Below are 25,758 nucleotides of genomic sequence, written 5' to 3' on the forward strand. Positions count from 1 at the left end.
GTGGCGATGACGGACGTTGTGGTGGTCGAGAGCCCGGCAAAGGCCAAGACGATCAACAAATATCTGGGAAGCGGATATACCGTGCTCGCTTCATTCGGACATGTGCGAGATCTGCCGCCCAAAGACGGAAGCGTGCGCCCGGACGAGAACTTTGCCATGAGCTGGCAGACGGATGAACGCGGCGCAAAGCAGATTTCTGCCATCACGAAGGCGCTGAAGGGGGCGAAAAACCTCTATCTCGCCACTGACCCGGATCGCGAAGGCGAAGCGATTTCCTGGCATGTCCGCAGCGTTCTGGAAGAAAAGAAGCTTCTGAAGAACGTGGACGTCCATCGCGTCACCTTCAACGAAATCACCAAATCGGCTGTTACGGCAGCGATGGCGGCTCCGCGCGAGCTGGACCGCCCGCTGATCGACGCCTATCTCGCCCGCCGTGCGCTGGACTATCTGGTGGGCTTCACGCTCTCCCCCGTCCTGTGGCGCAAGCTGCCGGGCAGCCGGAGTGCCGGGCGCGTGCAGTCCGTCGCACTGCGTCTGATCTGTGAGCGCGAAGCCGAAATCGAGGTTTTCCGCCCCAAGGAATACTGGACCGTCACTGGCGGCTTCACGACACCCGGCAAGGCCGCCTTTCAGGCTCGCCTGACCCATCTGAAGGGCGAAAAGCTCGACCAGTTCGATCTGAACAATGAACAACTGGCGTTCGGAGCGCGCGATACGGTTCTGGGCGGCCAGTTCACGGTCCGCTCCGTCGAGCGCAAGCGCACCAAGCGTAATCCGCCACCGCCGTTCACGACATCGACCCTCCAGCAGGAGGCATCCCGCAAACTCGGCATGAGCGCGCAGACGACGATGCGTACGGCGCAGCAACTTTATGAAGGCGTGGATCTGCGCGGCGAAACAACCGGGCTGATCACCTATATGCGAACCGACGGCGTGACGATGGCGAAGGAAGCCATCGGGTCCATCCGCGGTCATATCGGCAAAGCATTCGGCGACGACTATGTGCCGGATTTCCCGCGCGCCTATTCCACCAAGGCCAAGAACGCGCAGGAGGCCCATGAGGCCATCCGCCCGACGGATGTTTTCCTGACGCCCCAGCAGGTTGGCCATGCGCTGACGCCCGACCAGAAGAAGCTGTACGAACTGATCTGGAAGCGCTCCGTCGCCTCGCAGATGCAGTCGGCGGAACTGGATCAGGTCGCAGTGACGCTGGCCGATGCCAGCGGTCAGACGCTTCTGCGCGCCACGGGATCGACCATCGCATTCGACGGCTTCCTCAAGCTCTATATCGAAGGCCGGGACGACACCAAGGTCGAAGACGAAGACGGCAAGCTCCTGCCGCCGATGAAGGAAGGCGACCGCCTGACGACCGGCGCCGTGGATGCCGAACAGCATTTCACCCAGCCGCCCCCGCGCTATTCGGAAGCCTCGCTCGTCAAGAAAATGGAAGAGATCGGCATTGGCCGTCCCTCGACCTATGCCTCCATTCTGGGCGTGCTGCGGGACCGCAATTACGTGCGGCTGGATGCACGGCGCTTCATCCCCGAAGACCGTGGACGGCTGGTTACGGCTTTCCTGACGTCCTTCTTCGAGCGCTATGTAGATTCGGGCTTCACGGCCTCGCTTGAAGAGCAGCTTGACGACATTTCAGGCGGCCGCGCGGACTGGCATGATGTCATGGCCGCGTTCTGGCATGATTTCTCGGCTGCGGTGGCACAAACCAAAGATCTGAAAATCTCGGACGTCATCGACGCTCTGGACGAAGACCTCGGGCCACATTTCTTCCCGCCCCGCCCCGATGGTGGCGATCCGCGCGTCTGCACATCCTGCGGAACCGGGCGGCTGGGCCTGCGGCTGGGCAAGTTCGGCGCCTTCATCGGCTGCTCGAACTATCCGACCTGCCAGTTCACACGCCGTCTGGTGGCCGAAGAAGGCGACACCGAAGGGCTGAATGACGGTCCGAAAATTCTGGGTCAGGACCCGGATACCGGCGAGGACATCTCGATCCGTCGCGGGCCGTACGGGCTGTATATCCAGCGCGGCGAACCCAATCCCGAGGACAAGAAAGCCAAACCCAAGCGGACGACCATTCCCAAGGGAATCGACGGCAACACCATGACCATGGAACAGGCGCTGGGGCTGCTGTCCCTGCCGCGTCTGGTCGGGCTTCACCCTGAAACGGGCGAGAAGATCGAGGCCGGTCTGGGACGGTTCGGGCCATATGTGAAGATGGGTGCGATCTACGGCACGCTCGACAAAGACGACGATGTTCTGACGGTCGGGCTGAACCGGGCTGTGGATTCGCTGGCCAAAAAGCTGGCGTCCATCCGAAATCTGGGAGCCCATCCAAAAGACGGCGAACCGGTCATGATCCGCAAGGGACGGTTCGGACCCTATGCCCAGCATGGTCAGCTGATCGCCAACCTGCCGAAGGGGCAGGATATGGAGGAGGTCACGCTCGATGAGGCCGTGGCGCTTCTGGCGGAAAAGGGCAAACCACTGAAAGGTGGCGCAAAAAAAACTTCGGCGAAAAAAGCAGCTCCGAAGGCCACAAAGGCCAAGAAAGCCGTTGCCTCTGCGGAAGGGGATGAGGCCGCTCCGAAGACGGTAACGAAGCGTATCTCGGCCAAATCCGCCACAAAAACGAAAACCACAACGCCGCGGAAGCGTAAGACTGTCTCCGACACGTCGTCGGAAGACTGAAAACAGATCGGGTCGGCAGTGTTGCCAGATGGCACTGCCGACCCCAGATTTGATCTGGCAAGTCTTTACCGTGGCTGAAGTTTGTGGCGTGGTCGCGTTACGGGAGCAGCCGTTTTTTGCCGTCCCGTCTCCAAGGACCCCGTCTTGCGTCATGTCGCCCGCCCTGTGACCTTTTTCATGCCGCGCAGCCGCAAGGCGGCATGTCGTGTGGCGCTGTGTCTGACGGTCTGCATCATGGTTCTCGCAGTTCAGAGCGGCACCGCAAAAGCCCAGACACCGACCGGCAATGCCCCGGCTCCCGCAACGCCCACAGCCGCTCCGCCCCCGCCCGCACCTCCCGTTTTTTCGGCACCCACCACGCGGGACGTTCTGGTCGCAGCGCTCGGCTTTCTGGAGCCGCGAACGCTGGAGGCCCATTCCGCGCGGGATTTCTGCGTTTGGGGATTGGACGGTCTGACGGCCATCGACCCGACCCTGTCCGTCACGGTCACGCCTCCGGCCGCATCCCCTGCCTCTGCCGTTGTCCATACGCCCGGAACGGCCGTCGCGGCTGAAAAACCTGCCGATGCGCCGTCCCCCGCGACATTGAGCGTTCTTCAGGGCCAGACCGTCCTGTTCAGCCGGGTTCTGCCCTGGGCGGACAGCCATACCGCATGGGCGGATCTGGTCACGGCGGCTATGCAGGCGGCCTGGCAGCATTCCTCCACCTTGCGGGATGCCGGATCAGACGCGCTGTTGCAGGGATTTTTTGACGAACTGTTCAATCATCTTGACCCGTATTCCCGCTATCTCGGCCCCTCTCCCGCCACGTCGGACCGGACGCGGCGTACGGGCAGCACCGGCACGGTCGGGCTGAGCCTCGGGCAGAGCGGGCGGACCATCGTGATTACGGCCGTCAACGCCAATGGTCCCGCATGGGAAGCAGGCATCGATACGGGCGAACATCTGGTGTCCGTCAATGGACGCTCCACGCATGGTCAGGATGCCGCAACCGTTCAGGAGTGGCTGGAAGGTGACGAACACAGCGCCGTTACGCTGGGAATCGCCGCGAAGGGACACCGACCCACGACCTTCAAACTGCAACGGGTTCAGGTTCCGCCCGAAACCGTGTTTGCGTCCACCGATGGTCCCTTCACCGTTCTGCGCGTTACGTCCTTCTCGACCCAGACAGCCGAGGAAATCAGCCAGTATATCGATCAGGTCGTGGACGAACCGACCCCGGACGCCCCCGCTCCGCCGCCGGGAAAAGGCAAGGCTGCGGGCATCATTCTCGATCTCCGCGGCGATCGCGGAGGCGTCCTGCAACAGGCCGTAACGACTGCGGCCCTCCTTCTGGATCATGGCGTCGCCGTAACCACGCAGGGCCGGAATCCTCTGGCCAACCATATCTGGGCCGTTCAGGGCGGCGACATGACCAACGGAACGCCCATGGTGGTTCTCGTAGACGGGCGGACGGCGAGTGCTGCCGAAATTCTGGCGTCCGCACTGGCCGATCACCGGCGCGCCGTCGTGATCGGCAGCGAAACGCTAGGTAAGGGGTTGGTTCAGGTGATCGGGCAGATGCCGAATGGCGGCGAACTGTTCGTGACATGGAGTCGCAATCAGGCCCCACTGGGCTGGCCGATTCAGGGACTGGGCGTGATGCCGCAGATCTGCACGTCGCTTGGAGCGGACGCACTTCAGGCACAGCTTTCCGCCCTGAAAGCGGGAAACAGCCTTCAGGGCGAGGCCGTACAGACCGCCCGGGCCGCTCGCTATCCGGTCCCGGTCGCGAAAATCCTCGAGATCCGCAAGCACTGTCCGGCCGCCATCGGCTCGGATGCCGACATGGACGCAGCAAAGGCGCTGCTGTCTTCCCCTGCCGCCTATAAGGCGGCTCTGGAGTCTGTTCCCGACGAGAACAGCGCGCCTCTCCACTAACCTTGCAGGACGAACGGAAACGGTTATGGGCGCACGATTGAAAACGGGACTTTGGGTACGGGCTGTCCTGCGCCGTATTTCCTCGGACGGAACCTCGGCCATGGTTCTGAAAAAGGGAGACGAGGATGCCGGTGCGGTCCTGATCGTCCTGACGGACCGCTCAGGCGGGACTGGTGTATTGCGGGAAGACGGATCGGGCTGGACCCGCGTGGATGCGAGCGATGCCGCCAGTGTGGACGCCTATCTGGAACGGCAGAAACAGTATGATCCCGATCTGTGGATCGTTGAGCTTGAGATGCGCGACGTCTCCCTGCCCATCGAGCGGACCCTCGGATCGCGCAGGCTCGATCTGGACGAAGAGGCGTAAACTGTGGGAGTGAAGACACAGCACATGGCGAACCTGCCATAAAGAAAACTGCATGATGCGGCATTATGCCGTGTGATGCGTTGCCATCGTCCGAGCTTTCGGCAAGAACACACACGGTAAGGTTGGCAGATTTGGCTGGTTGGAGAAAAATGGACATGACGCACCGATCCGTTGTCAGGACCTGGCTAACCCGTGCCGGGTTCACTGCAGGCGTTTCGATGCTCGTCATGGGTGCCGCAACCGCACAGCCCGTCAAAGGGCTGTATGTTGCAGGTGAAGGCGGCGCGAGCTTCAATCAGGACCAGACGGCACGTCTCTCGCCTGTCTTTCCGAGCGGGCGTGACCACTATCAGGCGGGCGTGACCGGAATCGGCAGTCTGGGCTATGGCCTTGGAAACGGATTCCGTGTCGAGGTCGAAGGCAACTACCGCAACAACCGCTTGCAGCAGTTCCGTTCCAGCACGTTCCCGTCCTCTGTCGGCGGGCGTCAGCAGGGCTATGGCGTCATGGCCAATGCTCTGTTTGACATGGATATCGGCAAGTCCTGGGTCTTCCCGTATTTCGGCGCGGGTATCGGCTATGGCTGGCAGGCGATGAACACTTATGTTCATGCCCCGAACGGCGCCTTTGACCAGCATGTCGGCGGCACGGCCGGAAACTTTGCCTATCAGGGTATTTTCGGTCTCTCCTTCCCTGTTCCGTGGGTCGTGGGTCTGTCGGCTACCGCGGAATACCGATTCTACACGCTGATGGGGCCGAACGGACATCATGCCACGGCCACCGGAATCTATGGCGGCTGGGACAAGACGAAGGAATTCGGCGTGTCCAGCGGCAACCGCGACACCCGGACAGACTTCAACCACTCGCTGATGCTGGGTCTGCGCTACGAGTTCAATCCAGCTCCGCCGCCGCCGAAGCCGGTTGAAGCTCCAATGCCGATCCCGGGCCCTGCACCGACCCGGACCTATCTGGTGTTCTTCGATTGGGATTCGGCCACGCTGAGCGCACGGGCAAAAGCCGTGGTCGCGGCAGCAGCGCGCAACTCTACGTCCGTTCAGGTCACGCATATCGAGGTCAGCGGTTATACTGACAGTTCGGCAGCGCATCCGGGCCAGCGTGGCGAAGCCTACAACATGGCGCTGTCCCAACGTCGTGCGAGTGCCGTCAAGGAAGAGCTGGTGCGGGATGGCGTAGCGGCGGGAATGATCGCGACACAGGGTTTCGGCGAGAGCCATCCGCTGGTGGTCACGGCCGCCAATACACGCGAGCCGCAGAACCGGCGCGTGGAAATCGACTTCAAGTAACACCTGCGAGCAGGCTCTCCTTTCCGGTCAACCGGCGGTTTCCTTTGGGGAGCCGCCGGTTTTTTTGTGTCTGTCAGGCACAAAAAAGGGCGGAGAGAAGCCTCTCCGCCCTGTCCATGACTGGAATGGGTCTTATTTCTTACGGCGCGTCGTGTGACGGACGGGAGCCTTCTTGGCCGTAGCCTTGACCGGCGTAGGCGCAACGACGGCGGGCGGCTTTGCGACGACCACACCGGTTGCATCGACCGTGGCGTGAATCGTCAGATGCTCACGCTTCTGGCCGTTCCCTGGGATCAGCTCAGCCGTGAACGAATCCGTTCCGGCATAAGCCGTAGCGGGTGTGTAATCCACATAGGTCTTGCCATCATAATTGTAGAGGAAGGCCTTGCCGTGTGACGGCGGAGGATTGACGCCGAAAGAGGCATAATTACCTCCCAGCGGCTGCTGGATGGCGATGGAGCACAGGCCGTCATCGCTGCGGACCGTCATGTCCACGCTCATCGTGCCATCGGCAGCCTTCTTGACGGACGAGACGTGGCAGACGGCGGATGTCCGCTGGTAGCCGAAAGGATTCGGAGCCACGGAACGCTGGACGATCGGCTGCTGGGCACAGCCGGAGAGAAGCAGGGACACGGCCAATGCCGAACCCAGGGTAATGGCAGAACCTCGCAGACGCACGGTCAACTCCAACGCATCGTGACAGGACAGGCCGCGTTTCCGCAGCAGACAGACGTTCGCATGTAAAGCAGGACGGCACGGGGCGAAAGGCTGCATCCGAATGCTCTGACCATTTTGACGGTATTTTGTGCCGCAGGGTCGATAAATTGCCCCTGAATGGCGTCACGCCCCTTTTCTGCCATGAAATCATGTTTCAGATGAAGGGCTTGCCGCACGTTCCTCAGACGCAGAATCAGCTTTCGCCGGGGGTCGACCGCGGGTAGTCTGTTCCAGTGGTTGTGGCCGGTCGATCCGGTCTTGTGGAGTCTGTCAATGCCGTCGATCTTCCGTCGTTCCGTCAAGGGCCTGCTTGCTGTGGGGCTTTCCTGCGCTACGCTTGCTGCTGTTCATCCTCTTTCCGCCCGCGCTGCGGACTGCGGCAATTCGCCCGCCCACGAGGCTTTCGATGTGGCCGGACTGAAGTCCGAACTGATGGTGACGGCGCTGTCGTGCAAGGCGCAGGACCGCTACAATGCCTTCGTCAACAAGTTCCGCCCTGCCCTGCTGAATGCGGACGAGCGCCTGAACAGCTATTTCCGCACGACCTATGGTCGTCGCGCGCAGGTCGAGCATGACGACTACATCACGCAGCTTGCCGATATCCAGTCGCTCGGTGGACTGAAATCCGGCACGGTGTTCTGCCAGCAGCGCGAAGCAATGTTCGACGAAATCAACGCTCTCGAAAGCTCTGCCGATCTGGCCCATTACGCCGAAGCCAAGGACGTGGCCCAGCCTGCCTCCTATGAGAGCTGCGAAGCTCCGGCGACCGTGGACCGCCACTCCCGCAAGGGCGTGACGAAAAAGGCCGCAACACGCCGCACGAACCGCGCCTGAGACCCTGTTCTGAAGCCGCCGGTCGCCCTGCCTCGAAGCGTTTGCTTGACGTTCCTTAGCGGGGCGGCGACAACGCAGACATGAGCGATCTGTTCGAGTCAGGAAAGACAGGCAAGACCCGGTCCGGCGGCAACCGCAAGGCAGTGGTCGATACGGAATATGGTGCCCACGACATCGAGGTGCTGGAAGGGCTTGAGCCCGTCCGGCGCCGTCCGGGCATGTATATCGGCGGGACGGATGATACCGCGTATCATCACCTCGCCTCCGAGATTCTCGACAATGCGATGGACGAAGCGGTGGCGGGTCATGCCACCACCATCGACGTTCGGCTGGAAGGTCCGCGCACGCTCATGGTGCGCGACAACGGTCGTGGCATCCCGACCGACCCTCATCCGAAATTTCCTGAGAAATCCGCGCTTGAAGTGATTTTCACTACGCTGCATGCGGGCGGAAAATTCTCGGGTAAGGCCTATGACACGTCCGGCGGCCTGCATGGCGTGGGCAGTTCGGTCGTCAATGCGCTGTCCGAGAAACTGGAAGTCGAGGTCGCGCGGGACAGGACGCTGTACCGGCAGGACTTCATGCGTGGTGTTTCGCTGGCGCCGCTGGCGGAAGTCGGCAACGCGCCCAACCGGCGCGGCACGACGGTACGCTTTACGCCCGATCCGGAAATCTTCGGCAACCATCATTTCTCCCCTGCCCGGCTCTATCGGATGTGCTGCTCCAAGGCGGCACTTTTCCGGGGAGTGACGATCCAGTGGAAATGCGAAGCATCCCTCATCAAAGCGGGCGACGAAACACCGGTTGAGGCCACCATCCAGTTCCCTAACGGGTTGGAAGATGCGCTTTCGGCGGAACTCGGGCCTGACCCGGATCTGCTGACACCGCTCTGGGCGGGAGATGTGGATCTGCCGATCGCATCCGATGGGCGGACGGGCGGCCGCGTGGAATGGGCTGTGGCGTTTCTTGAGAGCGGGACGGCGACCCTGTCCTCGTTCTGCAACACGATTCCCACGCCTCAGGGCGGCACGCATGAGGCCGGATTTCGGGCCGCGCTGGTCAAGGGCCTGCGCGCTTGGGGCGATCAGCGCAAGGTCAAGCGGGCCGCCGCCATTTCGGCTGAGGACGTGCTCGGTTCCGTGGCCGCCAAGCTCTCGGTCTTCATTCGCGATCCGCAGTTTCAGGGCCAGACCAAAGACAAACTGACCTCTCAGGAGGCATCGCGACTGGTCGAAGGTGCGCTGCGTGACCGCGTGGATCACTGGCTGGGCGGCAATCCGCAACAGGCGGACAGCCTGCTGGCCTTCATGGTGGAACGTGCGGAAGAGCGTCTGCGCCGCCGTGAAGTCAAGGACACGGCCCGCAAGAGCGCCACGCGCAAACTGCGCCTTCCGGGCAAGCTGACGGACTGCACGCGCGAAAATGCCGCCGAGACCGAACTGTTCCTCGTAGAGGGCGAATCGGCTGGCGGGTCCGCCCGCCAAGCGCGCGACCGCGAGACGCAGGCCGTGCTGCCGCTGCGGGGTAAAATCCTCAACGTGGCCTCCGCCACGACCGACAAGCTACGGGCCAATCAGGAGCTTCGGGATCTGACGGAGGCTCTGGGCTGCGGCATTGGAGCATCATTCGATATCAGCCGTCTGCGCTATGGGCGCGTCATCATCATGACGGATGCCGACGTGGACGGGGCGCATATCGCCTCGCTTCTGATGACGTTCTTCTATCGCGAAATGCCGGAACTGATCCGTCAGGGCCATCTGCATCTGGCGCAGCCGCCGCTCTATCGCATCACTCATGGACCCAAGACAGTCTATGCCATGAACGATCAGGACCGCGTCCGGCGGATCAAGACCGATTTCAAGGCCAATGCGAAGGTCGAGGTCTCGCGGTTCAAGGGTCTGGGCGAAATGCCGGTGAAGGATCTCAAGGAAACGACCATGGACCCGGCTCGGCGGACGCTTCTGCGCGTCATCACCCCGCCCGAGGACCGTCTGACAACCAGCGAGCGTGTGGAAAGCCTGATGGGCCGCAAGCCGGAACTGCGGTTCCGCTTCATTCAGGAACATGCCCGCTCCGTTGACGAACTCGACGTCTGAGCGTGTCGTCACAGGCCAGCTCTACGGAGTCCCAGAGCCAGCTCAAGGCGGTCGGATGTCTGATCGGAGGGATTTCCTCCTTCCAGATCGGCGCGACACTGGCGAAAGGACTGTTCCCACTGTTTGGCCCAACTGGCATGGTGGGACTGCGCGTCTGTCTGGCGGCTGTGATCCTGCTGTGCATCTGGCGGCCGACTCCGGGCACGCTGACGGTCGAGCGGCTGAAGCTGCTGCTGCCTTATGGCGCGTCTGTCGCGATCATGAATTTCTGTTTTTACGTGGCGCTGGTCCGGCTGCCGCTGGGTGTGGTCGTCGCGCTTGAGTTTACCGGCCCCCTGACGCTGGCGCTGGTCGGCTCCCGCCGCTGGCTGGATCTGTGCTGGGCGGGGCTTGTGGTGGCTGGGTTGTTCCTGCTGCTGCGGCCTGAGGGGCCGACAGTGGGTCTGGCGTCGCTCAATCTGTTCGGTGTGGCAGCGGCCCTTCTGAGCGGGTGTGGATGGGTGGTCTATATCCTGACCGGCACGCGGATGGGGAAAATGTTCCCGGCGCCCGTTGCCACGACACTGGGCATGAGCACGGCGGCCATCCTGCTGCTGCCCTGTCTGATCCCGACGATCCCAACAGTTCTGACCCATCCTTGGCAGGGCGGGGCTGCGTTGAGCGTGGCGGTCCTGTCTTCAGCAGTGCCGTATATCCTGGACATGATGGCGATGCGGACTCTCAGCCCGCGCGATCTGGGCATTCTGCTGAGCATGGAGCCGATGCTGGGCGCTCTGTCAGGGTTTGTGTTCCTGCACGAGGCCCTGTCCGCGATGCGCTGGATGGGGGTGCTGTGTATTGCCGCCGCCTCGGCAGGGAATGTGCTGACCGGACGGCAGAAGTCCCTGCACTGACGCAACGCGGGCCCTATAATCGGCTGAAAACAGACAGAAATATAGGGTCGGGACGTATTTCGCTCTCTTGACCGGCAGGGGATGCAGGCGCCAGATGCGGGCGTCATGTCCCGCCTCTTTTCCTCTTCGAACCGACGGTCCGGTTTGCCTGCGCTCGCAGTCATCGCCGTGGTTCTTCTGGGGTTTCTGGGGCAACTCGTTCTTCAGGGATGTTCCTATCCCGAAGAAAGTCCCCGGGCGACGATCGAGCGCCTGACGGGCATCGACATTGCACCGTCCCCCATGGTGATGCCCGGTCCGATGCCGGGAATGACGGCTGGACATCATCATCATTCGCATGACGGCACCTGCCCGCTCTGCCCCCTGTTACAGCTTCTGGCGGTCATTCTGGCCAGTCTGCCTGTGCTGCCGGCCTGTGGGTCCCTGGGACGCCAGATCCGCCAGACGCCCGGTGAGCCGCGTGCGCCTCCCACGATCTGGCGACTGCTTCCCCCCTCCCGAGGACCACCTCGCCTCGTCTGACCCCCATTGTGGTCATGGCGGAGGACGAAACTGCCTGCAGTCTGTCTTTTTCGGGACAGCCTGCGGAGGCGTGATCCGCCGTGACTGGATTTCAGACCAGTCGAGGATGTGGATCATGCTCCCCCATTACAGGACCCGCACGGGCGCAGGTTATGCGCGCCCGTGCCTGACGGCCATTTTCTTTACCCTGAGCGCCTTTTCAGGAGCATCCGCACAGGATGTCCTCTCCCAGACGGACTCCGTCGAGTCTGCCAAGGCCGAGCAGTTGAACGTCATCGGCATACGCCAGCACCAGACGACCAGCGCGGATACAGCGCATCTTCTGGACCATGCGCTCGGTTACAGCACCTATTCCGCAGGCGGCGTTTCCGCCCTGCCCGTCCTAAACGGCATGGCCGACGATCGGGTGGCGACGCTCGTGGACGGCATGCGGATTGATGCCGCCTGTCCGAACCATATGAATCCCGCCATGTCCTATGTCGATCCCGACAACGTTTCGCGCGCCGTGGCAATTGCGGGGATCACGCCCGTGAGTCTGGGCGGAGACAGCATCGGCGGGACCGTCGAGATCGAGCGCAAAGACCCGCTCTTTGCCAAAACGGGCAATATCCTCGTGACGGGGCATGTGCGGGGTGATTATCGCAGCAATGGCGGCGGTTCGGGGGCCTCGGGGTCTTTGACGGTCGCCAATGACATGTTCAGCCTGCGCTATACGGCCTCCTATTCCCATGCCAGCGACTATCAGGCTGGTGGGAACGGGCAGCGCGTGCGGTCCACCGAGTATCTGAGCTTCAACCATGCCGTGACGCTGGGCGTGAAGAAGGCCAATCACCTTCTGGCCCTGAGCTTCGGTCAGCAGGACATTCCCTATGAGGGATTTCCCAACCAGTACATGGACATGACGAATAACCGCTCCACCTTCGTGAACGGCAAGTACAAGGGCGACTTCAACTGGGGCACACTCGATGTGCGCGGCTCCTGGCAGCGGGTGACGCATGTCATGGACATGCTTTCGGACAAGGGTGGCCATAGCGCGACCACAGGCATGCCAATGAACACGGATGCGCGGACGGCGACCTATGCGATCAAGGCGACCATTCCGCTCGGGCTGAAGCACACGCTCAAACTGGGCAGCTCCTTCGACCATAACGGACTGAACGACTGGTGGCCGCCGCTTCAGGGCAGCATGATGATGGGGCCGGGCACCTATCACAACATCAATAACGGCCATCGGGACCGGCTGGGACATTTCTCGGAATGGGACGCGCAGTGGCTGCCCCGTTTTTCCACACAACTTGGATTTCGCAACGATCTGGTGATGATGAATACGGGCAAGGTCGCGCCGTATTCCTGGACCGGGATGATGTCCATGGCCGATGCGATGGCGGCAGAGCGCTTTAATCAGGCCTCACGCGGACGCACGGACGTCAATTTCGACGTGACCGCGACGGGCCGCTGGAAGCCGCTGGACAGCCTGTCCATCGAAGGGGGCTATGCCCGCAAGACGCGCTCGCCAAACCTCTATGAGCGTTATGCCTGGGGCATGGGCAGCATGGCGACGCGGATGATCGGCTGGTTTGGCGATGGCAATGGTTATGTGGGGAACCTGAACCTGTCTCCCGAGGTCGCCAATACGGCCAGCGTGACGGTGGACTGGCATGATCCGAATCCGACCCAGCGCTGGGACCTGAAGATCCAGCCGTTTTATACCTACACGCACAACTACATTAACGTCCGGCGGTTGAGCAGCTTCTCCAACGGGCTGTCGATGCTGGGGTTCGTCAATCACAACGCCCAGAGCTATGGCATCAACGCCTCAGGCTCAGTGCGTCTGTGGGACAGGACGGCTTATGGACGGGGCGAGCTGGTCGGGAACATCAACTGGGTGCGCGGTGTGGATCTGGTCACGCATTCGGGGCTGTATCACCAGATGCCGGCGAACGGCCTGATCGGGCTACACGAGACCTATGAGAACTGGACAGGTCGCGTCGAGGTGACGCTCGTGAAATCCAAGGACACCGTAGACTGGCTGCGCAACGAACCCCGCACGCCCGGCTATGCGCTGCTGGGGCTTGGGGGGAGCTATCGCTGGCGGTATTTCACGCTCAATGCCGAACTCGCGAACGTGCTGAATCAGCGATATTACCTGCCGCTAGGCGGCCTCTCACTGGGGGATTACGACGCTACGGGTGTTCTGGGGCCGTTGCCGGGAATGGGGCGGTCTTTCAACATGAACCTGACCGCCGCATTCTAACAAGGGTCGGGCCGCAACAGAACCGGGAGCGTCAGACGCTCTCGGCAACCCAGTTCCGGGTCTTGGTCGCAAGACCAATGCCCGGATTGAAGCAGTTGCAAGGATCGAGGCTGCGGTAATGGGCGACCATCTCGTCCGGCGCCTTGTAGAGATGCCCGACATTGTGTTCCGCCGGATAGCGCGCGCCACGGGCGTCTAGTCCGGGGAGCATGTCGTGCTCCACCTGCATGGCGTTGTAGCCCTTTTTAATCACGTAATCCTGGTGCATCACATGGCAGAAGAAATGGCCGTAATAGAGTTTGAGGATGATTTTGTCCTCGATCTCCTTGGGCAGAACCTCAAACCACTCACGATCATTGCGGCGCAGAGCAACATCCAGCGCCACGATGTCTTCGGCCGTTTTCGTATGGACTGCGCGGTACCGCACGGCAGCACCCGCTGCAGCAAAGCGGTGCAGGAAGGCAAGCTTGCCTTCTTCGGGCGTACATTCGAAGAAAGCGCCCCCCGTGCTTGAGGCCCACTGTTCCAGATAGGTCCGAACGGGAGCGGTCATGGGGGCCGAGACCTTGAGCATCAGGTGATGCTCGAAACGGTCACGGTACTCGCACATGCGCCGGGGAAGCTGCTTCGGCAGGAAGCGGCTGAGGGCCTGCATCGCCAGATCGCTGAAATGATCGGACAGGAACGGCAGTTTCTGCGCGAAAACGTCGAAGCGGGACTTCATGGAGAAGAATTTCGGCAGGTATTTAGTGCCGAAATAGCGGATGACCGCAAACGTATCCTTGCCGTATTTCTCGGCAATATCGAACGCATCGCGGTGCAGATACTCACCGGCGATCGGCAGTTCATCAAAATGGGTCAGGGCATGACGGCGGAGGTCTTCGAGATCGGACGTGCTGTTCGTCCCGATATAGAAGACGGCCGGATTTTTGTTCGCCTCGAACGTATCCAGACGCACCGCAAACACGACCAGCTTGCCCGCACATCCCGCGGCTTCATACCAACGGTTGGGATCGGCATTGAAGCGGGCGGGCGTATCGGCATCCACGTCCCGGACATGGGTGGCGTAATTTTCGTCGTGGCCGCGTCCGGCGTTCCAGTCGATGGCCGCTTCGGGAAGCTGCCCGGTCTGCACGGCGGCGAGGATCTGCTCTGGATTGCCATCCAGACGGATGCCCAGATGATTGACGAGATGCAGTTTGCCATCCGCGCCCATCTGGCCGAACAGCGCCATTTCGGTGAAGGCGGGGCCACGCTGGACCAGCGCGCCGCCAGAATTGTTGCTGACACCGCCCAGAACCGAGGCACCGATACAGGACGATCCGATCACGGAATGCGGTTCGCGGCCGATGGCGGCAAGCTTGTCTTCCAGATCATGCAGGGTGGAGCCGGGCAGACACACGACCTGCCTGCCTTCACCGATCAAGTGGATGCCGTCCAGACGGTTCGTGCTGATGATGACCACGCCACGATCATAGTCGTTGCCGTCAGGGGTGGAGCCGCCCGTCAGGCCCGTATTGGCGGCCTGCATGATGATGATCCGGCCGGACTCAGCGCAGAGCTTCGCGGCACGCCACAATTCAACAAGACTGCCCGGCTGAAGCACCGCCACCACGTCCCCCATGCCGAAACGGAACCCCTTGCGGAAGCGATAGGTCGCCGAAGGGGTCGTCAGGACATGCCGCGCTCCGAGAATGGCGCGGAGAGAGTGGATAAGCGAGGCATCAGTTGCCTCGGAACTGCCTTGTAGTGACGCTGACATTCTCTTGTCTTTCCTGCCGGCAACGTGATCGCCGCTGGTCCTAACATGGGGCTGCAAGAAACCACTCTTCAACCCTACGTGTTATTTTACGCGTCCAAAGAGACGTTCAAGTTCCCGTCGTGTCAATCGAAGCCATGTCGGCCGTCCATGCGAGCAGGTATTGGCGCGCGGTGTCCGTTCCATCTCTCGCAGCAGAGCATCCATTTCTTCGGGCTTTAGCCGACGACCTGCACGAATACTGCCATGACAGGCCATCCGAGCGAGAATGGCGTCCAGATGATGGGCGAAACTTCCCGTATTAGCAGCGTCCAGATCCGGATCGCTGGCCAGTTCGTCGGCAACGTCCTTCAGGAGACCCTGAATGTCCTTCGCGCCCAAAAGGGCTGGAACCGAGCGCAGCAGAACACTGCCGGGACCGAAAGACTCAAGGTCGATCCCGAGTTTGGCGAGATCCTCCGCCCGCGCCATGAGCGCTTCAGCCTCGCGGCGGGGCAGGTCCACCACTTCGGGCAGGAGCAGGGCCTGCGCGCGCAAAGTGCCACCGCTCGCATATTGTTCGCGCAGGCGCTCATGGGTCAGGCGTTCATGAGCAGCATGCTGGTCCACGAGGATCAGGTCGCCATCGGGTGCGAGCGCGAGAATGTAGGTGTCGAAAACCTGCGCGATGGACGCGCCGAGCGGAAATGCCGGATCGAGCGCCTCGGGCTGCTGCGGGGCACGGGCGGCAGGAGCGAAAGCCGGGTCCGTTTCTGCGAAACCCTGACGGGAGGCGGCTTGCGGGGTTTGGGGCGCTGAGGCCGTGGGCTGAGTGGTCTGTAACGGGAGCGACGTCACCGTCTCGCGGGGTTCCGGCGGGCGGGGCGGATAGACGATGGAAGGCCGCGGGGCGAAGCTCGCATGGATGCCGCCTCCGCCCTTCGAGCCATGCCCCAGCGCCCGGCCCAGACCGCCGATCACGAGGGAGCGGATTTCGGCTTCATCGGCGAAACGCAGTTCCGTCTTGGCGGGATGGACGTTCACGTCCAGCCGTTCCAGCGGCACTTTAAGATGCAGCGCCATGACCGGGAAGCGGCCGCGCTCGATGACGGGACGATAGGCCACGCGAATGGCGGTGCGGAGCATCGGGTCCGTCACCGGGCGGTTGTTGACCAGAATGAACTGCCCCGATCCGGTGGCGCGGGTCCGGGCCGGACCACAGGCAAAACCGGACAGACGCACGGCCCCTCGCTGTTCATCCAGCGGGATCAGCGTATCAGGCGTGGTGTCGAGAATGGAGGCCGCACGACTGATCGGACTCTGTTCGGGCAGGTCGAACAGGACCTTGTCGTCCAGCAGGACACGCATGGCGCAATGGGGCGCGGACAGGGCCAGCCGTCGCATGACGGACTCGGCATGGCCGCTCTCAACGCGCGCGCTCTTGAGAAACTTGCGCCGCGCCGGGGTGGCGAAGAACAGGTCCGTCACAACGATGCGCGTACCGACCGGGCCAGAGGCGGGCTGCGGCGGGGTGATGACACCGCCGTCCACGCGGATGCACCAGGCGGTATCGGACTCCGGCGTCCGTGACGTGATGGAGAGGCGCGCGCTGGCGCCGATGGAGGGCAGCGCCTCCCCCCGGAACCCGAGCGTCCGGATCTGGACGAGATGATCGTCCAGAAGTTTGGACGTGCAGTGCCGCTCGACCGCCAGTTCCAGTTCGACGCGGCTCATGCCGCAGCCATTATCAGTGACGTCGATCCGGTCCGTCCCGCCTGCACGCAGCGCGACCACAATGCGGGTTGCACCAGCATCGATAGCGTTTTCGACCAGTTCCTTGAGCGCGGCGGCGGGACGTTCGATGACCTCGCCCGCTGCGATCAGGTCGATGACATGACCGGACAGGCGACGGATTGTGGGGCGGCTCGGGGGGTGGGGAAAGGACGGGGCCTCGGTCACGATGCCTCCTCATCGTCCGGACTGGAGCCGGACGGCAGACAGGGCCGTTCCTTGCGCCCCATCAGAGAGCGGAAGGAACGAGCGTACTCAGAGAACGCCGAGAAAGGCTTTCTTCTTGCGGACCGTCGGGGTGGCGCCCGTTGCGGGGTTACGGCCCAGAGCCGAGTTCTCGCGGATGCGACGGTTTTCGCCGTCACCATCGACGACGGACCCGGCATTGCCGCCTTTCCAGAACATCAGATTGTCCACAAAACCCGCATCGGCCGCGCCGAGTTCGGCATTGTTCGGCGCATTGGCGGACTTGTCCACCTGTCCGACCAGTGCGGTCTGCCCCGTGCTGCCCTTACCGGAATCCGGGTGCAGGGCCGTGTCCGGCGAGAGCGTTTCGAGCGCCTGCATGCGCGGGCTTTCGTCCGGGCGATGGGCATCCGCCGCGCCGGGGAGCTGCATCTGCTCGGAAGGCGGCATGGAGAGCGGGGCGCGGGTTGTGACGGTGTACTCGTCGGGCATGGCCCGTTCGAGACCGATCGCGCGGGAGACATCGGCGCCCGAGCAGCCCGAAAGCAGCAGGCCGACGGAAGCCATGGCACCCATCTGGACACTGAGACGGGCAACGAAAAGACGGTTACGACGCATGGAGGGCCCCTGGGACGCGATCATGATTGGAACACTCCTACAGTCCGCGCGGCGCGGGAGCAAGGCCGGAGCAGAGCGTGGAAACAAGTTCCGCCAGCGTATCACTTCGCGTTCGACGCTCTGGCGGCCTGACGTTCGGCAAGAAGGGAGTCGATCAACCAGACAATGACGCCACAGACGATCCCGGAATCCGCGACATTGAAGACATACCAGGACCAGCCGAACGCATGGGCGTGCAGGAAATCCACGACCGCGCCATAACGCAGGCGGTCGATGACATTGCCGATGGCGCCCCCGGCGATCGCACCACAGGACGCCGCCACCAGCGTGCGCTTCGTCCGCGTCAGGGTCCAGACCAGAAGCCCCACCGCAATCAGCGAGACCGCGCAGAAAATCCACGGCCCCCGGCTGCCGAGGCCGCCGAACATGCCGAAGGTCACGGCATGGTTCCAGACCATCGTGAAGTTCAGGAACGGCAGGATCTCGACCGAGCCACGATCCGGCAGATGATAGACATACAGGATCCAGTCCTTGCTGGCCTGATCCAGAACGAGAACCAGAACCAGCAGAGCGAAGCCCAGAACCATGCGCCCCGTACGGCTCATACCGTCATGCCACAGGGACATCAGGCGCTCACCACATCGATGCAGCGGCGGCACAGGGCTGGATGTTCGGCGTCTTCCCCGACTTCCGGCAGGACTTTCCAGCAGCGGGCGCATTTATGGCCCGGCGCACGCTCGACCTGAGGGCCGCCATGAGCCGTGTCGCCCGGCAGCAGTTCTGTTTCGGCATGGGACGTGATGAGAAGTTCGGCCCAGTCGAGACCACCCAGAATTCCGGCTTCTTCCTGCGACAGCGGCAACGTGACGCTAGCTTCGAGTGAGGAGCCGATCGTGCCATCGCGGCGGGCCGTTTCCAGCTCGGTCGTGACAAGGCGGCGATAGGCACGGATGTCTTCCCAGCGGTTGCCAAGTTCGGGGTCGTTCCATTCGACGTCCGGCTCGAAGAACTGGGCGAGATGCACGCTGTCTTCCTCGCCGAAGCGAGCCTGCCAGGCTTCTTCTGCCGTGAAAACCAGAACAGGGGCCAGCCAGGTGCAAAGCGCGCGGTGCAGGACGTCCAGAACCGTGCGGGCCGCACGGCGCGTCGGATCGGATGTGGCGTCGCAATAGATCGCATCCTTGCGAATGTCGAAATAGAACGCCGAGAGGTCGGTGGTGCAGAACCCGTGCAGTGCCGGATAGACGCCCACCCACTGATGCGTCTCAACCGCGCTGGAAATCAGGCCGCGCAGTTCGGACAGGCGGTGCAGGATATACTGCTCCAGGGGCGGCAGATCGGCGTAAGGAACAGCCTCTTCGGCCGTGAAGCCATCGAGCGCACCAAGGAGCCAGCGCAGCGTGTTGCGCAGACGGCGGTAAAGCTCGCCCTGCTGCTTGAGGATTTCCTGTCCGATGCGAAGGTCTTCGTTCGTGTCGGAGTTCAGGACCCACAGACGCAGGATGTCCGCGCCGAGACTGTCCGTCACGTCAGACGGGGCCACGACATTGCCCAGAGACTTGGACATCTTGCGGCCCTGCTCGTCCATGACGAAACCGTTGGTCACGAGCGCCTTGTAGGGCGCAACACCCATCGTGCCGACGCTTTCCAGCAGGGAGGACTGGAACCAGCCGCGATGCTGGTCGGAGCCTTCAAGATAGACATCGGCGGGGAAGTTCAGCCCCTCCTGCCCCAGATCGAAGCGATGGGACGAGCCGCTTTCGAACCAGACGTCCACGATGTCGAAGACCTGTTCGTAATCGGCGGGATTGCGGTCGGCGCCGAGGAACACGGCCGGGTCAGCTTCATACCAGACATCGGCACCTTTCTCACGGAAGGCGTCGACAATGCGCTGCATGACGGCGACATCGCGCAGGACCTCGCCGGTGCGCTTCTCGACGAACACCGCAATCGGCACACCCCAGGCGCGCTGGCGGGAGATGCACCAGTCCGGACGCTGTTCGATCATGGACGTGAGGCGGCGGCGGGCCGCTTCGGGGACGAAGGTGACGTTGTCCAGCGCGCTGAGAGATTTTTCGCGCAGCTTCGTCTCGCCATCCATCGCGATGAACCATTGCGGCGTGGCGCGAAAAATGATCGGGGCTCTGGAGCGCCAGGAATGCGGATAGGAATGGCGGACCGAGCCGCGGGCCATGAGGCCGGTGGCGGCCGCATCGTCATGTTCGGCGGACTGGCGGGCTTCCGTCAGCAGGTCGCAAACCGGATCGGCAGCCTTGAAAACATGGATGCCAGCCAGATGCGGAACCCACGGCGCGTAACGGCCATCGTCTTCCACCAGCTCGGGGACTTCGATGCCGTATTGGCGGCAGAGTGCAAAGTCGTCCTGACCATGCGACGGCGCCATGTGGACAAGGCCCGTACCGGCATCGGTCGTGACGAACTCGCCCGGCAGCATCGGCACGTCATATTCATACCCACGGCCACGCAGCGGATGGGCGCAGACCGCGCCTTCGAGGGCGGTGCCGGGCAGGGTGTAGAGCGTGTGATGGGCTATGATGCCCGCTTCCGTGCAGAAGGCTTCCACACGGTCTTCGGCCACCAGCAGCTTTGCGCCCTGCGGGACGATGCTGTTTTCGTTTGTTTCGTCGATGCGCAGGACGACATAGGTGATATCCGGGCCATAAGCGAGCGCGCGATTGGCCGGGATGGTCCAGGGCGTGGTTGTCCAGATGACGGCGGAGACGCCGCTCAGGGCATGGGCGGGTGTCGGGTCCTTGATGACCGGGAAGGCCACAAAAATCGTGGTGGAGTCGATGTCGTGATATTCGATTTCGGCTTCGGCCAGGGCAGTTTTCTCGACCGGGCTCCACATGACGGGGCGCAGGCCGCGATAAAGGCTGCCATTGAGCAGAAACTTGCCGATTTCGTCGACGATCTTGGCTTCGGAGCTGAAGTCCATCGTCACGTAGCGGTTGGCCCATTCGGCCTGTACGCCGATGCGCTTGAAGTCTTCGGCCTGTTTCTGGACCCATTCGGCAGCGTACTGGCGGCACTCGGCGCGGAACTGGAGCAGGGGGACCTGGTCCTTGTCCTTGCCCGCCTTGCGGTACTGTTCCTCGATCCGCCATTCGATCGGCAGGCCGTGACAGTCCCAGCCCGGAAGATAACGGACCTCGTAGCCCGACATGCGATGGGCGCGATTGACCACGTCCTTCATCACCTTGTTCAGGGCGTGTCCGATGTGAATATGACCGTTGGCGTAGGGAGGGCCGTCATGCAGCGTGAAGACGGGACGTCCCTTCCCGGCTTCGCGGATCCGGTCGTCCAGTCCCGTCTCGGCCCAGCGGGCGAGCGTCTCGGGCTCGCGCTTGGGCAGGCCGCCGCGCATCGGAAAGCCGGTGCGGGGAAGGAACACGGTATCGCGGTAGCGGTCCTGCTGCTCCTTGAATGCGGCGACGGAAGGATCGGGAGTCTTATCGGACATGGGAGACGGGCCAGTTTCGGTCATTCACACTAAGGGGGACCATATGGAGATCGGGAGCCAATCCGGTCAAGTCCAGGGTTGAGGACGGCAGCAATGCAGGGGCGTCTCAAAGCGGGTTGCCGGGACAGCGGGACTGGCGGATGATGCGAGATATGGCGCTTTTTTCAGAAGGCAGATCCGTGCGGTCACATCGTCTTTTCCAGTCTGTTGCAGGGCTTGTGCTGGTTTTCTGCACGGGAGCCTTCGCGCAGGCGCCCCGCTGTCCGGCGGCGGCAAGTGTGCCGGACAAGGCCCGGATGGGGCAGATGTTCAGGACGGCTCCGGACCGGGGCTTTTTGTGGAAAGTGACGAAGGACGGGCATTCGTCCTGGCTGTACGGGACGCTGCATGTCGCGAAGCAGGACTGGCTGATGCCCGGTCCGCTGACGCGCGCTGCGATCCTGCACAGCAGCGAGGTCGCGCTGGAACTTGATCTGAACGCTCCCGAGACCGCAACCAGCCTGCGTCAGCCCGAAGATGCGGCGCGCTGGGCGCATCTCGTGCAGTCCGGACGCAAGGCGAAAGTGGATGCGCTCATGGATCAGCAATGTGTGCCGAGTGCGGCGTTCGCCCATGTGGCTGTGGGCGTCGAAGCAGCGGGCGTCGAGGCGCTTTCGGCACGCGGGGATGGATATTATCCGGATTATGCCGTGGATGCCGTGCTTCAGGGCATGGCAGGCAGTCTGAAAAAACCGCTGATCGGCTTGGAGACGGTGCAGATGCAGCGTGATCTGCTGATCGGGCCGGATCAGGCGGATGAAGATGCGTTCATCGACGACATCGTCAAGGGCGTATCATCGGGCAAGACACAGGCCGAAAACCGGCGGCTTGCGGAAATGTGGGCGTCCAGTGACGTGAAGCGGCTGGATGCGTACCGGGATTGGTGTGACTGTCTGAACACCGCGCAGGAACGGCGCTTCATGTCGCGCCTTCTGGACGATCGGAATGTCGGAATGGCTGCAAAAATTGCAAAGATCCATGAAAGCGGAACCTCGCTGTTCGTGGCGGTGGGCTCCCTTCATATGGCGCGGCCGCAGGGATTACCTGCCCTTCTGCGGAAAGACGGGTTCACGGTCCAGCAGATCGTTCCGGCACTCTGATGAAGCGGATCGTTCGGAAATTTCTGGGCCGCAAAGCCCGCCCCCGTCGTCCTGAGGCTCCTGTGCTGCCGCCGCAGATCGAGGAGATCCGGCAGGGGGCGCTGAAGGGGCAGCATCTTCAGATCGTGCAATGGGGGCAGGTGCTGCTGGACAGCGTGCATGTTCCGCGCGATCCGGCGGGGGCGCTGGAGTGGTTCACGATCGCGGCCAGTGCCGGGTTCGGGCCAGGGCACAACATGCGCGGCCGGTGTTTCCAGTTCGGCTGGGGTTGCGAGAAGGATCTGCAACAGGCGGCGCAATGTTACACCGCCGCCGCCGCTGCGGGCGACGAATGGGGCCGGTATAATCTGGGCATCCTCACCATGCGCGGGATCGGCATGGAAGCGGATCTGCCGCGGGCTCTGGATCTGTTCCGCACGGCCGCCGGTCATGGTCATGCGAAATCCATGAACCTCTATGCGCGGTTTCTGGAAGAAGGCTGGGTCGTGCCGCAGGACCGGGCAGCGGCGCTGGACTGGTACCGCAAGTCAGCCGAGGGCGGCGATTACCGGGGGCAGCATAATTACGCGACGGCGCTCGTGGATGCCGGGAAGGTCGAAGAGGCGCTGGGCTGGTGGCGTCAGGCTGTTGTGGATGCGACGTCCGACATCCTGCTGGCGATGGACCAGAAGCTCACGGCGCTGGGGCAGCAGGGCGATGCGGACCTGCTGGAGCGGGTCCGTGAGCGCCTGAAAGAGATGGGAATTTCTCCTTCAGGCGAGGCTGTTTCGGCTCAGTAATTCGCCGAAAGATTGAAGAGGAAAGAGCGGCCGACGGACGGGGTGGCGCGGTCGCTGAACAGGTTGCTGTAGTTCAGGCGGTTGTCCAGGTTGTAGCCGTTCATGGCCACGCGCCAGTGCTTGCCGAAATTATGCGAGACGACGGCATCCCACTCCATGGTCGCAGGCACCCAGCCCGTATTGGCGGCATTCAGATACACGCCATCACGCCATGTCAGGCCACCACCGAACGTGACATTCCACGGGCGGTTGGGCGCGATCGTGTAGGTGGACCAGATCGTGGCCGAGTTTTTCGGGGCGTACTGGATACGCTTGCCGAGATCGGCCGCCGTCTGGGACCAGACGGTCGTAGCGTCGTAATAGGCGTAGGTGCCGATCATCGTCCAGTTCTTCAGAATCTCGCCCGAGACGCTGAGTTCGACACCCTGATTTCGTTGGCGATCGCTGGAGGACGACACATCCCCGGTCGAAGGATCGGTCATGAGGGCGTTGCCCTTCTCCAGACGGAACACGGAGGCCGTAAAGCCCATGCGGCCGTGGAAGGCGTTATACTTCGCGCCCAGTTCGTACAGGCTGCTACGTTCGGGACTGAACCCCTGCGTCGAGGACTTCAGGGGTTCGGAGCTGTTCGTCACATACAGGCCTAGCGGCGTGGTGGACTGCGCCCAGTTGAAATAGACCATGAGATCGCTGGTCGGCGTGTACATCAGGCTGACGGTCGGATTGAACGTGTCCTGCTGCTGTCCGTAGGCCACACCTGCGCCGACCATCCCGCCATTGGCCGAATAATGGCTGTTCCAGTGATCCCAGCGGAAACCGCCACGGATCGAGAACTCGGGCAGAAGCCAGACCTGTTCGGAGAAGAACGCGCCCACGTCGGTCGCATCGCCCGTCTTGTAAAGCGCACGGCCGACACCGGGGATGTTGACGAGTGTGCCGCTATACTGGCCAAGCGTGCCGAGCAGCAGGCCGGGCTGCGTGGCAGAAGGATTGGTCAGGCTTGTCGTGTCGGTCCGCGTACCGTTCTGGCCATTGAAATTATAGGCGTAGTTGGTGCGCCGGTCATAGATATGCGCGACGTCGACGCCTGCGATGATCTGATGGCGGATGCTGCCTGTGGAGAATTTTGCAACGCCCGAAAAGACGTTCTGCACGGACCAGTCGTCCTGCTGGTAGGGCTCTGGGCCGCCCAGATGGCCGCGCCGGTTGATGGTCGCCGCCTCGGGGTTGTTGAAATAATTGGCCACGCAGGTTGTATCGCAGCCGGGCTGTGAAGCGGAGAAATACCGGCTGTACATGCCGCCGCGCAGGTCGTCATACAGCGTGATATGCTTGTTCAGGTCGAATTTCAGACGGCCTGTTAGCATGTCCACGTTCGAAGCATCCTGATCGTAGGTCGTGCCGTACCAGTTGTTGCGGTTCAGGCCGTATTCCGTCAGGGGCTTTGCAATCCGCGTACCCGGCTTGGTCACGACCGGCACGCCATAGTCCGGCACGCGGTTGTCCGTCTGATGGAAATATTCCAGCGTAAACGTCGTGCGCTTGCCCAGGCCGAACGCAATCGACGGCGCGATGCCCCAGCGATGCGAATAGACGTTGTCGCGGCCAACCGTGTTGTTCTCGTTGCCCATGCCGGTGATGCGGATGGCCGTGGAGTCCCCGATCTGTTTGTTGAAATCGAGCGTGCCCCGGTAGTAGTCCGCCGAGCCTCCCGAGAAGCTGCCCCCATAGCTGTCGCCGAGATGGGCGACCTTGGTGGTGATGTTGATGGCGCCCCCCGTCGTGCCATTACCGAAGACTTCGGAAGACGGCCCCTTGATGACCGAGACATGATCGTAATCGAAGCTGTCGCGGGTATAGACGCCGAAATCGCGCAGGCCGTTCTCGTAAATATCGTTCTGGGCCTGAAAGCCGCGGATAAGGAACTGGTCGCCCGCCATGCCGCCCTCGCCCTCACCGACGGAGGCTGTGATGCCCGGCACGTTACGCAGGGCTTCGTCGAGGGATTTGACGTTCTGCTGCTGCATCAGAAGCTGGGGGACGATGTTGATCGTCTGCGGCGTATGCAGCGCATCTTCCGGCATCCGGCTCAGACCCATGGTCTCGTGCAGGATGTTCATGGGCGAGCCCAGAACCTGAAGATGCTCGTCCTCACCGGGGGCGGCGCTGATGCTGTTATCCGCCGTTTTCGGAGTGGGTGTTGCACTCTTCGGGACTGCGGATTTGGCGGCCTGCGGCGGGAGTACGGTATTTTTGGAAACGGGCTGACGGCGACCCTTGTGATGATGCCGGGCATCAGTCTGCTGGGCATGGGCTGCGGTACAGACAAACGTCAGACCAGCGGCCAGAGAGAGCGGGCCCAGAGGAGGGCGAGGTAGTCTGGACGACATCGGATCACGATCCTGCAAACGAA

General features: G+C 62.4%; 18 protein-coding genes. 11 read left to right on the plus strand and 7 right to left on the minus strand.

Going from position 1 to position 25,758, the window contains the following annotated elements; translation table 11 throughout:
• Positions 1-6 precede the first annotated feature (6 nt).
• The 4 genes from topA to JK208_RS10960 all read left to right on the plus strand — a co-directional run bounded on the left by topA (position 7) and on the right by JK208_RS10960 (position 6,294).
• Positions 7-2,703, plus strand: a complete 2,697-nt coding sequence (topA, locus tag JK208_RS10945) for a type I DNA topoisomerase (RefSeq protein WP_211576194.1) — start codon at positions 7-9, stop codon at positions 2,701-2,703.
• A 144-nt stretch (positions 2,704-2,847) separates the two neighbouring features.
• Positions 2,848-4,623 carry a S41 family peptidase gene (locus tag JK208_RS10950; RefSeq protein ID WP_249202108.1) on the plus strand — a complete coding sequence of 592 codons (1,776 nt, stop codon included), beginning with the start codon at positions 2,848-2,850 and terminating at the stop codon, positions 4,621-4,623.
• Between the two features lie 25 nt (positions 4,624-4,648).
• Positions 4,649-4,990 carry a DUF1491 family protein gene (locus tag JK208_RS10955; RefSeq protein ID WP_194262790.1) on the plus strand — a complete coding sequence of 114 codons (342 nt, stop codon included), beginning with the start codon at positions 4,649-4,651 and terminating at the stop codon, positions 4,988-4,990.
• Between the two features lie 155 nt (positions 4,991-5,145).
• Positions 5,146-6,294 (plus strand): OmpA family protein, encoded by a 1,149-nt coding sequence (locus tag JK208_RS10960; RefSeq protein WP_194262789.1) that lies wholly within the window; start codon positions 5,146-5,148, stop codon positions 6,292-6,294.
• Positions 6,295-6,426: 132 nt separating this feature from the next.
• Here the strand turns inward: JK208_RS10960 and JK208_RS10965 are convergent, their stop codons facing one another.
• Positions 6,427-7,068: an Ig-like domain-containing protein gene (locus JK208_RS10965; protein ID WP_249202109.1), complete on the minus strand. Its 642-nt coding sequence runs from the start codon at positions 7,066-7,068 to the stop codon at positions 6,427-6,429.
• 216 nt (positions 7,069-7,284) lie between these two features.
• On the opposite strand from JK208_RS10965, the gene JK208_RS10970 reads away from it, so the two are divergent.
• The 5 genes from JK208_RS10970 to JK208_RS10990 all read left to right on the plus strand — a co-directional run bounded on the left by JK208_RS10970 (position 7,285) and on the right by JK208_RS10990 (position 13,610).
• On the plus strand, positions 7,285-7,845 hold the full coding sequence (locus JK208_RS10970) for a hypothetical protein (RefSeq protein ID WP_099286058.1): 561 nt from the start codon (positions 7,285-7,287) through the stop codon (positions 7,843-7,845).
• A gap of 80 nt (positions 7,846-7,925) precedes the next feature.
• Positions 7,926-9,941, plus strand: a complete 2,016-nt coding sequence (parE, locus tag JK208_RS10975; protein WP_211576196.1) for a DNA topoisomerase IV subunit B — start codon at positions 7,926-7,928, stop codon at positions 9,939-9,941.
• A 2-nt stretch (positions 9,942-9,943) separates the two neighbouring features.
• Positions 9,944-10,834 carry an EamA family transporter gene (locus JK208_RS10980; RefSeq protein ID WP_211576199.1) on the plus strand — a complete coding sequence of 297 codons (891 nt, stop codon included), beginning with the start codon at positions 9,944-9,946 and terminating at the stop codon, positions 10,832-10,834.
• 105 nt (positions 10,835-10,939) lie between these two features.
• Positions 10,940-11,356: a DUF2946 family protein gene (locus tag JK208_RS10985; RefSeq protein ID WP_211576201.1), complete on the plus strand. Its 417-nt coding sequence runs from the start codon at positions 10,940-10,942 to the stop codon at positions 11,354-11,356.
• Positions 11,357-11,471: 115 nt separating this feature from the next.
• Positions 11,472-13,610, plus strand: coding sequence for a TonB-dependent receptor (locus JK208_RS10990; RefSeq protein WP_211576203.1), 2,139 nt, complete (start codon positions 11,472-11,474; stop codon positions 13,608-13,610).
• A 31-nt stretch (positions 13,611-13,641) separates the two neighbouring features.
• Here the strand turns inward: JK208_RS10990 and dld are convergent, their stop codons facing one another.
• From dld to ileS, 5 genes are all read right to left on the minus strand, one after another.
• Complete coding sequence (gene dld, locus JK208_RS10995; protein WP_211576205.1) at positions 13,642-15,372, minus strand: D-lactate dehydrogenase; 1,731 nt, start codon at positions 15,370-15,372, stop codon at positions 13,642-13,644.
• A gap of 81 nt (positions 15,373-15,453) precedes the next feature.
• The gene (gene mutL / locus JK208_RS11000) at positions 15,454-17,307 is read right to left on the minus strand and encodes a DNA mismatch repair endonuclease MutL (RefSeq protein WP_211576207.1); all 1,854 of its coding nucleotides are present in this window, start codon (positions 17,305-17,307) and stop codon (positions 15,454-15,456) included.
• An 87-nt stretch (positions 17,308-17,394) separates the two neighbouring features.
• On the minus strand, positions 17,395-17,967 hold the full coding sequence (locus JK208_RS11005) for a DUF3035 domain-containing protein (protein WP_062030712.1): 573 nt from the start codon (positions 17,965-17,967) through the stop codon (positions 17,395-17,397).
• Positions 17,968-18,044: 77 nt separating this feature from the next.
• On the minus strand, positions 18,045-18,569 hold the full coding sequence (gene lspA / locus JK208_RS11010) for a signal peptidase II (protein ID WP_211566397.1): 525 nt from the start codon (positions 18,567-18,569) through the stop codon (positions 18,045-18,047).
• Positions 18,569-21,427, minus strand: coding sequence for an isoleucine--tRNA ligase (ileS, locus tag JK208_RS11015; protein ID WP_211576209.1), 2,859 nt, complete (start codon positions 21,425-21,427; stop codon positions 18,569-18,571). The genes lspA and ileS overlap by 1 nt, the downstream gene beginning before the upstream one ends.
• A gap of 179 nt (positions 21,428-21,606) precedes the next feature.
• Between ileS and JK208_RS11020 the strand changes: the two genes are divergently transcribed.
• Together JK208_RS11020 and JK208_RS11025 are read left to right on the plus strand one after the other, a co-directional pair.
• The gene (locus JK208_RS11020; RefSeq protein ID WP_349291983.1) at positions 21,607-22,566 is read left to right on the plus strand and encodes a TraB/GumN family protein; all 960 of its coding nucleotides are present in this window, start codon (positions 21,607-21,609) and stop codon (positions 22,564-22,566) included.
• Positions 22,566-23,345: a tetratricopeptide repeat protein gene (locus JK208_RS11025; RefSeq protein WP_211576213.1), complete on the plus strand. Its 780-nt coding sequence runs from the start codon at positions 22,566-22,568 to the stop codon at positions 23,343-23,345. The genes JK208_RS11020 and JK208_RS11025 overlap by 1 nt, the downstream gene beginning before the upstream one ends.
• Here JK208_RS11025 and JK208_RS11030 read toward each other — a convergent pair.
• Positions 23,339-25,735, minus strand: coding sequence for a TonB-dependent siderophore receptor (locus tag JK208_RS11030; RefSeq protein ID WP_211576214.1), 2,397 nt, complete (start codon positions 25,733-25,735; stop codon positions 23,339-23,341). The two genes, JK208_RS11025 and JK208_RS11030, sit on opposite strands and share 7 nt — an antisense overlap.
• Positions 25,736-25,758: the final 23 nt, after the last annotated feature.

It is taken from the genome of Gluconobacter sp. Dm-74 (genome assembly GCF_018256135.1).
Classification (GTDB): Bacteria; Pseudomonadota; Alphaproteobacteria; order Acetobacterales; family Acetobacteraceae; genus Gluconobacter; species Gluconobacter cadivus.